Below are 9,904 nucleotides of genomic sequence, written 5' to 3' on the forward strand. Positions count from 1 at the left end.
CAGGAACCCGCCACACCCGTGCAAGGCGTGGCGCGCCCAGCGCCGCGCGGCTAGGGCCGGCGGCCCGCGAAGAGCGCGTACAGCAGCGGCAGCGCCGACGCGATCATCAGCGCGGTGCCGAGCCCGTCGTCGTCGGCGCGCAGCACCGCCCCCGCGACGAGCAGCGCGCCGAAGATCACCGCGGCCAGCACCCGACGGGCCGTCCGCTCGATGCGCCCCAGCTGCTTCTCGATGCGCGGGCTGCCCACCTCGAGGGTCCCGTCTTCGAGGCGACCGACCAGGTGGTCGAGGCGTCCCGGCAACCGGACCGCCACCTCCGCGGCTCCGAGCGCCCGACGGGCGACGTCCTGCACGGCGTTGCCCCGCTCGTCGCGCACCAGCTGCGCGGCGTAGGGCTCGACGGAGTCCCACAGGTTGAAGACGGGGTCGAGGGCGCTGGACACGCCGGAGGTGAGGGTCACCGCCCGCAGGACGAGCAGGAAGTCCTCGGGCAGCTGGAACGGCAGCGAGCGGATGAGGTCGCCGAACTGACCCGCGAACTCGCGGTACTCCCGAGGGTCGACCTGCCGCAACTCGGCGAAGCCCATGCCGCCGAATCGGGCGAACGTGGCGCTCACCGCGCGTTCGAGCTCGTTGGTGTCGGCGCTGGGCAGCAGCACCCCGAGGTCGCGCATCGCCCCGACCATGCCGCTGCCGTCGCGCGAAGCCGCCGCGATCAGCAGCTGCCGGAGGCCGTTGCGCGTGCCCGTCGGCACCTCGCCCATCATCCCGAAGTCGATGAACGTGAGACGCCACGGTCGCTCGCCCTCGGCCGCCGCGATCGGCGTGACGAAGATGTTGCCCGGGTGCGGATCGGCATGGAAGAACCCGTTGGTGAAGAGCTGGTCGAACATCACGGCGGCGAAGACCGGCGCGACCTCGGCGGGGTCGATGCCGGCGCCGCGCAGACCCTCGACGTCGGTGATCTTGATCGCCGAGACGTCTTCGAGCACGAGCACGCGACGGGTCGAGCGCTCCCAGACGACGTCGGGCACCCCCACGCGGTCGTCGTCGGCGAAGTCCGCGGCGAAGCGCGCCGAGTTGGCGGCCTCGTTGAGGTAGTCGATCTCCTCCAGGCTGGTGCGCGCGAACTCCTCGACGAGCGCGGGGGCGTCGACGCGGTCGTAGACGAGTCGCACGTGGCTGAGCCAGCCGCCGACCTTGCGGAGGGCGGCGAGGTCGACGTCGACGATAAGGTCGATGCCGGGTCGCTGCACCTTCAGCACGACGTCGACGAGCCCCGTGTCGGCCGAGTCGACGGGGCCGAGCGTCGCCCGGTGCGCCTGACCGAGGGAGGCGGCGGCGATCGGTTCGGGCGAGACCGACGTGAATACGCGGTCGAGCGGCATGCCGAGCTCGGCTTCGGCGAGCGCCCGGATCTCGGGGAACGGGACGGGCGTGACCTCGTCTTGGAGCCCCTCCAGCTCCTTCGTGATCTCGGGCGGCAGCACGTCGAGGCGCGACGACAGGTACTGGCCGACCTTGATCATCAGGCCGCCCAGATCGAGCGCGAGCGCGTGGAAGCCCCGGGCGAAGCGCTGCATCCGCTTCGCGCGGGTGCGCTCGGCGACCCAGCGCAGGCCGAACCGGGGCAGCACGAGCTCGAACCACCAGGTCACGGCGAGGTGACGGGACGCGAACCGCAGGATGCGGCGGTAGCGGGCACGACCGGCCCGGTCGCGCACCGCGGGGTGGGCCTCGTCGAGACGGGGCGACGCCACCCGCGTCAGTCTCGAGCGAGGATCGAGTAGATGCGTCGACGGGCGTCGTCGAGCACCGCCACCGCCTCGTCGACCTGCGCGGAGGTGCCGGTGCGGCCGACCTGGGCGGTCGCACGGGCGAGGTCGATGCCGGCCTTGGGCAGGGCAGTCCGGCGGTCGCCGGTCGAGCGGGAGGGCGCCCACGGGTCGGCGGAGTCGATGCCGGCGGCGGCGCGACCCGCGTCGGTGAGCGAGTAGACCTTGCGGCCCTCGGTCTCTTCGGCCTCGATCAGGCCCTCGTCGGCGAGCAGCTGCAGGGTCGGGTAGACCGAGCCGGCGCTGGGCTTCCAGTCGCCGCCGCTGCGTTCGTCGATCTCGTGGATGACCTGGTAGCCGTGCATCGGCCGCTCGGCGAGCAGCGCGAGGATGGCGGTGCGGATCTCGCCGCGCGGGGCGCGCGAGCCGTCGCGACGGTCGAACGTCGAGCGAAGCTGGTCCATCGCCTGCCACATCCCGTCGAGGTCGACGGTGAAAGAACCGGGTGTACGCGAGGTGCCCATGATGATCTCCTGTCGAGGGTCGAGCGATACCCGAACGATATACCTGCCGTCCGTCACCCTCCGGGGCTCGCACTCAGACTCGAGAGCGGGCCGACGAGGCCGAGCTCCTTGAGTCCTCCTCGACCTCGACGTACGGTGAAGAGGTCGACGACGACGAAGGGGTGAGCATGGAGGAGAACGGGAAAGAGCAGCGGGGCAGGCTGCGACTTCAGTGGCCGACCTTCCGCGGGTCCTCCGTGGGGTGGGGCATCGGCGCGGTCTTCTGGTTGTCCTGCATCGCACAGAGTCTCTACGTCGCGGTGCGAGACGGGGGTACGTCCGTCCTCGGCGGCCTGGTGATCGGGGCCCTCGTGATCGCGACTGCTGTCTGCGTCGTCGGGACGGTCGCGACGATCCGGCATCCCCGCCCCGCGCCTCCTGCGACGGACGACTGAGCGGACCGGGGCGACCGAGCGGACCGGTCGACTGAGCAGGTCGTGCCGGGGCGACCGACCGGATCTCGCGCGCCTCCTACCGCTCGACGATGGCCGGACGGGGCGGTCATGACATCCGTAACGGGCGACAGGTGACGCGTCGGCACTTCTCGTGACCGCCGACCTCTGGTGTGCTTCTCGGAGACCGTGCGGGCCCCGAGCCGCACCGAGAGGACTCCATGCGCAAGCCCCTGAAAGCGACGCTGTGGGTGGTCGGCGCCCTGGTCGCCCTGCCCGCTCTCGCACTGGCCACGACGTCGATCGTCAACGTGGTCGCCACCGAGTCGGACCTCGCCGCCATCACGCCCTACGGGCAGCGCGTTCCCGTCGACGGCAGGGAGATGAACGCCGTCGTCAGCGGCACGGGCGACGACACGATCGTCCTGCTGCCCGGTCTCGGCACGGCGGCCCCGGGTCTCGACTTCCAGCCGCTCATCTCCGAGCTCGACGACACCCATCGCGTGATCGCCCTCGAGCCCTTCGGCACCGGGCTGAGCGACCAGACCGATGCTCCACGCACCGCGGAGAACATCGCCGAGGAGGCGCACCAGGCGTTGCAGAGTCTGGGCGTCGATCGCTACGCGGTCATGGGGCACTCCATCGCCGGCGTCTACGCCCTCGAGCTGAGCCGACTCCACCCGGGCGAGCTCACGGCGTTCATCGGCATCGACAGCAGCGTCCCCGATCAGCCGGGGTGGGATGAACCCGTGCCGACCGACGGGCTCGTCCAGCTCCGCGACCTGGGTCTTCTCCGGGTGGCGTCCGCCCTCGCCGGCGACCCGTACGAGGGGATGCCCTACGACGAGGGAACCAAAGAGCAGATGCGCCTCCTCACGACGAAGAACTCGACGGCGCCGACGCTGCTCGACGAGATGGAGCGCACCCCGAGCAACTTCGCCTCGGTCAGCGGAGCGACGTTCCCGGCGGACCTCCCGGTGCTCCTCTTCGTCGTGCAGGACGACTCGGACGTCGACGGCTGGATCGGGCTCCACGAACGCCAGGCGGCGAGCGTCGAGCGCGGCCGGGTCGTCCCGCTCGAGGGAGACCACTACCTGCACCACACGCAGTCGCCGCGGATCGCCGCGGAGACGGACGGGTTCCTCGATCCGTCGAGCTGACGGCGTCGCATGATGGGCCTCTGATTGGACCTTTCCCGGCAATCATCAGACAATTGCTTCCCATGCAAGGAAACGAGCAGGGCCCCCGATCGACCGAGCCGTCCGGCGATCCGCAGCACGATCGCACCCCAGGCGGTGCCAGGCGCCTCGTCCGCGACTTCACCGAACCACCGCCCAGCGGTGTGCACCCGGCGCTGATCCCCGGCCTCGGAGTCGAGCAGACCGGCCGTGTGTTCCGAACGGATAGAACCGTCTTCGGCGTCGCGATCCTCTTCGCGGTCGCGTTCCTGGCGTGGGGCGTCCTCGGCGGCGGGAGCCTCGCCTCCACCGCCTCGGCGGTCCTCGCCTGGGTGATCGAGTACACCGGCTGGTTCTTCACCTCGATCGCGACCGTGATCATGGTCTTCATGCTCTGGGTCGGTTTCGGCCGCTTCGGGCGCATCCGCCTCGGGCGCGACGACGAGGCGCCCGAGTTCTCGATGTTCTCGTGGATCTCGATGCTCTTCGCCGCCGGCATGGGCATCGGCCTCGTCTTCTGGGGCGCCGCCGAACCGCTGACCTTCTTCGAGAGCCCGCCCCCCGGCACAGACGAGGCCGAGACCGTCGAGGCGATGCACACCGCCCTGACGCAGGTCCTCTACCACTGGGGGCCTCAGGCGTGGTCGTTCTACGCCCTCATCGGCGGCGCGATCGCCTACGGCGCGTATCGCCGCGGCCGCACCCCGCTCATCTCGTCGATCTTCGCGTCGCTGCTGGGCGAGGGCCGCACCCAGGGGCCCCTCGGCAAGACCATCGACATCTTCGCCATCATCGTGACGCTCTTCGGCACGGCGGCCTCGCTCGGCCTCGGCGCCCTGCAGATCGGCCACGGAGTCGAGCTGATCAGCGGCATCGGCCAGGCCGGCAACGCCCTGCTCGTCGGGGTCATCACCGTGCTGACCATCGCCTTCATCATCTCCGCGGTCTCGGGGGTCTCGCGCGGCATCCAGGCCCTCTCGAACATCAACACGGTCGTGGCGCTCCTGCTGGCGCTCTTCGTGTTCTTCGTCGGCCCGTCGATGCTGATCCTCAACGTGATCCCGTCGGTGGCCGCCCAGTTCGTCGGCGACCTGCCGATGATGATCGGGCGCTCCGGCTCGCAGGGCGAGGAGGCGCAGGCCTTCCTGTCGAGCTGGACGATCTTCTACTGGGCGTGGTGGATCTCGTGGTCCCCCTTCGTCGGCATGTTCATCGCCAAGATCTCGCGCGGCCGCACGCTGCGCCAGTTCGTCTCGGTCGTCGTGGTCGTCCCGTCGATCGTCTCGTTCATCTGGTTCGCGATCTTCGGGGTGACGGCGATCGACCAGCGGATGAACGACGCCCCGCTGCCCAGCAGCCCGCCCGAGGAGGTGCTGTTCGGCATGCTGGGCAGCCTGCCTCTGGCCGGGGTCACCACGGTCATCGCCGCCGTGCTCGTCGCGATCTTCTTCGTCACGGGTGCGGACTCGGCCTCGCTGGTCATGGGCACGCTGTCGCAGCAGGGCCGCCCCGAGCCGTCGCGGTGGGTCACCGTGACCTGGGGTGTGCTCGTCGGCGCGATCGCCGCGGTGCTGCTCGTCGCCGGTGGTGAGGACGGCGCGGGGCTGAGCGCGCTGCAGAACGTGACGATCATCGCGGCGCTGCCGTTCGCGATCATCATGGCGTTCATCATGATCGCGTTCCTGAAGGACCTGCGGCGCGATCCGCTCATCCTCCGCGACCAGTACGCCGAGCGCGTCGTGCGCCACAGCGTGCGCAACGGCCTCGAGGAGTTCGGCGACGACTTCGCGCTCGTGCCGGCCGCGTACGACCACTCGAAGGACGACCTCGCCTGGGTCGAGCACGACGCCGACGAGGGTCTGAGCGCGTCGTACGCGGCCGCCGAGGCCGACGCGGCCGAGGCGTCGGAGGCCTCCGAAGGTTCCGACGACGACGCCACCGTCGCGGAGGGCGCCGTCCCCGGCAGCGGCAAGGACGACGACCGCGACTAGAGGTCTTCGCCCTCGGGGCACTCCACCCGGCACCGGCCGGGCGGGGTGCCCCGACGGTCACGGTCGCAGTCGGCCAGGCCGCACCGAGCCGGGTCACACCCCGCCGGACAGGACCCCGAACAGCCCGGCGAACGCACCCGCACCGACCGCCGTCAGCGCCGTCGCCACCACGCGCTCCCGCGGTCGATCGAGACGCCGGATCAGGACCCACCCCAGCACGCCGACGCCGATCGCGATGCTGATCGTCCAGTACAGCCAGCCCGTCGTCTCGACGACCCGCAGCAGGCCCGAGACGCCGTCGCCGATCATCACGGCCGCGAACACCGCGACCCCCACGGCCCGCAGCAGCCGTCGCTCGGCCCGCCACCACAGCCCGGCGAGTCCGGTCACCGGGCCGGCCAGCGTCGCGATGGTGAAGTAGAGGTCGCCCGGCCCGTACGAGTCGGGGAACCCCCGCAGCGTCGACACGACGACGTATCCCTGGAGCAGGGCGTGGAAGACGAGCAGCCCCATTCCCGCCGCGATCCACCAGCGTCGGGCGCTCGCCCACCGGGTGCAGACGACGGTCACCGCGAACGCGAGCAGCGTCCACCCGCTGTTCGAGTTGGCGAACGACCTGAGCCCGTCGGGCAGGTGCTGCTGCCCGAACGAGGTCGCACCGCCGAGCAGCAGCCCCACGACGACGGCGACCGCCCACCAGGCGAGTGCGGATCCGACGGTTCTCCTCATGAGGTCAGCATGACCGTCGATGGCCGCGCCGACGTGCCCGCGAGCGACGGATCACTCTCTAGACGGCCGATGTCCTCCTCGAGAACGACCCCGCCTCGAGCGTCCGCACCAGCGTCGCGACGTCGCGTCCGAAGGGCCGGTCGACCACACCGGGCGGCAGCAGCGCATCCGCGCCGGCGAGCTCGTCGTCGAGCGGCGTCACAGCAGCACCGGCACCCGAACCCCCACTCGCACCAGCACCGGCCCCCGCACCAGCACCCGCCAGCACCCCGCGCAACCGCCGCGCGTGCAGCACCGCGAGCAGCTCGCACGCCGCGACGTCGGTCGCCCCGTCGAGCGCCCCCGCCAGCAGCTCGGCGGCCTCGAGCGAGAACGACTGGGCGTCCTCCTGTCCGAGCGACGTCTCGATGATGCCCAGCGACGCGGGTCGGGCGGCCGTCAGCAGCCCGTGCACCGTGCCCACCGCGCGCTTGTGCACCGTCACCATGCCGGCCTGGACACCCGGTGCCGACGACAGCTGCCGCGGCAGCCCCGACACCGCCCCGTCGAGCAGCCGGTGCAGCCGAGCGGCGCCCAGCTCGGCCAGGTGCAGCACCGCGAAACGGACCGCGTCGAGCGATGCCGCGAAGTCGAAGCCGTCGAACCCCGCCGTGCCCACGAACGCGCCGTCGAGTCGCGCGGGCGAGTCCGTCACGCCGTCGAGGGCCCGCAGCACCGCCGCGTCGAGCGCCTCGAGCACCCTGGCGAGATGCGCCAACGCCGGCCCGCTCACCCGGAACGACACCGGCGACTGCAACGCCGCCGACTCCCGCTCGGGCCCCAGCAGCCCGTCGAGCCGCCTCAGCACGGCCGCGAGCGCGTCGTCCGCCCGAGCCGTCGACACCCGGAACGGATCGCGGTTCGCCCCCACCAGCTCGAGCTCCGCCGCGAGCACGGCGAGCGCCTGGTCGGCCACCCGTCGTGCGCAGTCGGCCAGCACGATCGCGCGCGCGGTCGTGACCGGCACGCCCTCGATCAGGGCGACACCCTCTTTCGGGCCGAGGAGGTGCGGGTCGAGTCCCGACGCGACCAGCGCCTCCTGGGCGGGCACCACCGCGCCCTCCGCCGTCAGCAGCTCGCCGGTGGCGGCACCCGTCGCGGCGGCGCCGAGGTGTGCGAGCGGCACGATCTCGCCGGCGGTGCCGAGTCGCGTGGCCGGGACGGCGGGCACGAGGTCGAGCCGCAGCACGTCGACCAGCCGCAGGCAGAGGGCCGACGAGACCCCCGCGTCGCCCGACAGGAACGTCCGGAGGCGCACCGCGAGCGACGCCCGCACCTCGCGTCGAGCGAGCCAGGGCTCCGATCCCGTGGCGCGCGCGATCAGGAGGCGCGCCTGGTGACCGGCCCGCGCCTCCTCGTCCAGGGCGATGGTGCTGGCGGCGCCCATGCCGGTGGTGACTCCGTAGACGGGACCGCCGGCGTCGAGGGCGGCGAGGGTCTCGACGCGCGCGGCGTCGAGCTCGGCCACGAGACGGTCGGTGAGGCGCAGCTCGCGGCCGTCGGCCACCTCGAGGACGGCGGCGGCGTCGAGATCGGTCGGCCGGTCGACGACCAGCGGTCCGACCGATCGACGCGGTTCGAGCGGTGCGGCCGATGCGAGCGGTTCCGCAGCCACGTCAGCGGTACCGCAGCATCGTGCCGACCTCGGCCTCTTCGGCGGTGCGCAGCACGAGGTGCGCGAGCGCGACGTCGAGGATCGACAGGCCGCGGTGCCAGAAGAGGATCCGCTCGTCGGCGGACTCGCGCCCGGCCTTCGCGCCCGAGGCGATCTCGCCGAGCTGCGCCCAGAGCGTCTCGGGGCTGAGCAGCCCGGTGTCGACGTGGTGCCGCAGGGCACCGAACCGGCCCGACCGCGACTCGGCCCAGTCGTCGACCACGACCTTGTCGATCACGTCGAGCAGTTCGGGCTCGACCGCGCTGACCGTGCCGTAGGGCACCACGAACGCGCCGGGTCGGATGTGCTCGCGCCGGAGGAGCGGCGCGGGTTCGGTCAGCCGCGTCGCCTCGACGATGATGTCGGCCCCGTCGAACGCCTCGTCGGCGGCCTCGACGACGACCACGGGCGTCTCGGTCACGGCCCGCAGCTGCTCGCCGAACGCCTCGCGCGACTCGACGCGACGGCTCGTGACCCGGATCTCGTCGAGGTCGAACAGGCCGTCGAGCATGGTGACGTTCGAGAACGCGGTGCCGCGGGCGCCGGCGTGGGCCAGCACCTTCGAATCGGGGCGGGCGAGGTACCGGGCGCCGACGGCCGTCATCGCACCGGTGCGGGCCTCGGTGACGAACGTGGCGTCCATCACGGCGAGCGGCGTGCCGTTGTAGGGGTCGAAGAGGGTCGCCATGGCCATCTCGCTCGGCAGCCCCTCGAGGTAGTTCGGCACGAAGTCGCCGACGACCTTGACGCCGCTGACGCCCCGCTCGCCGAGGGTCGACACGTGCCCACGCAGCACGTTGAAGTGACCCACCCCGCCGTTGTCGGGCACGAGGTGCATGCGCGGCTCGAAGACCGTCTCGCCGCGACCGTGGGCGGCGACGACCGAGTCGATCGCGTCGACGATCGCCGCCGAGGGGATGTCGAGGGAGTCGATGTCGGGCCCCGAGAGGTATCGCAGCCAGATCGGGCGGGTCGGTGTGGTCACGGTTCTCCTCGGGTCGGGTGCGCGGGACGTGCTTGTAGTGCTGGCGTGCTGGCGTGCTGGCGTGCTGGCGTGCTGGCGTGCTGGCGTGCTGGCGTGACGATGCTTGCGTGAATTGTTCCATGCGCTGTGTGACGGTTGTGTTTAATGATGTTCAGGAGGCGCGGTTCCGGCCCCGTGCGCCGCTACCGTGGCGAGCACCCCACCGAGAGGCCCCACCCGTGAGCACGCCGCATCTGGACGACCACCAGCTCGACGGCGTCCGCGGCTGGCTGATCGACCTGGTGCACCAGCACCGGCTGTCGCCCACTCAACGCCGTGTGGTGCAGCACATGCTCGACTCGCTGCCGCAGGTGGCCTTCGCGTCGACCATCGACATGGCCGAGGCGGCGGGCGTCAGCCAGCCCACGGTCACGCGCATCGCGACGGCGCTGGGGTTCTCGGGCTACGCCGAGTTCCGCAACGCGGCGCGTGACGCCGTGCTGACGGCCACTCCCCCGGCGGCGGGGGCGGGCGGTGCCGGCGGTGCGGGCGCAGACGGTGCAGGCGGTGCGGGCGGCAGGCCCGGCGCGGGCGGCAGGGCCAGCGCGGCCGGCGCAGG

Annotated in this window: 9 protein-coding genes; 4 read left to right on the top strand and 5 right to left on the bottom strand. The window is 72.0% G+C overall.

Going from position 1 to position 9,904, the window contains the following annotated elements; translation table 11 throughout:
* Positions 1-50: 50 nt before the first annotated feature.
* Entirely contained in the window at positions 51-1,760 is a 1,710-nt protein-coding gene (locus SOM11_RS12950; RefSeq protein ID WP_320478288.1) for an ABC1 kinase family protein, read from the bottom strand.
* Between the two features lie 5 nt (positions 1,761-1,765).
* Positions 1,766-2,299 carry a PadR family transcriptional regulator gene (locus SOM11_RS12955; RefSeq protein ID WP_244637286.1) on the bottom strand — a complete coding sequence of 178 codons (534 nt, stop codon included), beginning with the start codon at positions 2,297-2,299 and terminating at the stop codon, positions 1,766-1,768.
* A gap of 167 nt (positions 2,300-2,466) precedes the next feature.
* Between SOM11_RS12955 and SOM11_RS12960 the strand changes: the two genes are divergently transcribed.
* The 3 genes from SOM11_RS12960 (at position 2,467) to SOM11_RS12970 (ending at position 5,899) form a co-directional block, all read left to right on the top strand.
* Positions 2,467-2,733 carry a hypothetical protein gene (locus tag SOM11_RS12960; protein WP_320478289.1) on the top strand — a complete coding sequence of 89 codons (267 nt, stop codon included), beginning with the start codon at positions 2,467-2,469 and terminating at the stop codon, positions 2,731-2,733.
* A 218-nt stretch (positions 2,734-2,951) separates the two neighbouring features.
* Entirely contained in the window at positions 2,952-3,890 is a 939-nt protein-coding gene (locus SOM11_RS12965) for an alpha/beta hydrolase (RefSeq protein WP_320478290.1), read from the top strand.
* Positions 3,891-3,952: 62 nt separating this feature from the next.
* Positions 3,953-5,899 (top strand): BCCT family transporter, encoded by a 1,947-nt coding sequence (locus tag SOM11_RS12970; RefSeq protein ID WP_320478291.1) that lies wholly within the window; start codon positions 3,953-3,955, stop codon positions 5,897-5,899.
* Positions 5,900-5,992: 93 nt separating this feature from the next.
* Here the strand turns inward: SOM11_RS12970 and SOM11_RS12975 are convergent, their stop codons facing one another.
* From SOM11_RS12975 to SOM11_RS12985, 3 genes are read right to left on the bottom strand one after another with little or no spacing between them, the layout of a single operon-like run.
* Positions 5,993-6,628, bottom strand: coding sequence for a DUF6518 family protein (locus tag SOM11_RS12975; RefSeq protein ID WP_320478292.1), 636 nt, complete (start codon positions 6,626-6,628; stop codon positions 5,993-5,995).
* 58 nt (positions 6,629-6,686) lie between these two features.
* Complete coding sequence (locus tag SOM11_RS12980; RefSeq protein WP_320478293.1) at positions 6,687-8,282, bottom strand: aromatic amino acid lyase; 1,596 nt, start codon at positions 8,280-8,282, stop codon at positions 6,687-6,689.
* 1 nt (position 8,283) lies between these two features.
* Complete coding sequence (locus SOM11_RS12985) at positions 8,284-9,306, bottom strand: ornithine cyclodeaminase family protein (protein ID WP_320478294.1); 1,023 nt, start codon at positions 9,304-9,306, stop codon at positions 8,284-8,286.
* 218 nt (positions 9,307-9,524) lie between these two features.
* Between SOM11_RS12985 and SOM11_RS12990 the strand changes: the two genes are divergently transcribed.
* A partial coding sequence (locus tag SOM11_RS12990) for a MurR/RpiR family transcriptional regulator (RefSeq protein ID WP_414655464.1) occupies positions 9,525-9,904 on the top strand: 380 nt, incomplete at its 3' end.

The sequence above is a fragment of the Frigoribacterium sp. CFBP9029 genome, assembly GCF_034045305.1.
GTDB lineage: Bacteria > Actinomycetota > Actinomycetes > Actinomycetales > Microbacteriaceae > Frigoribacterium.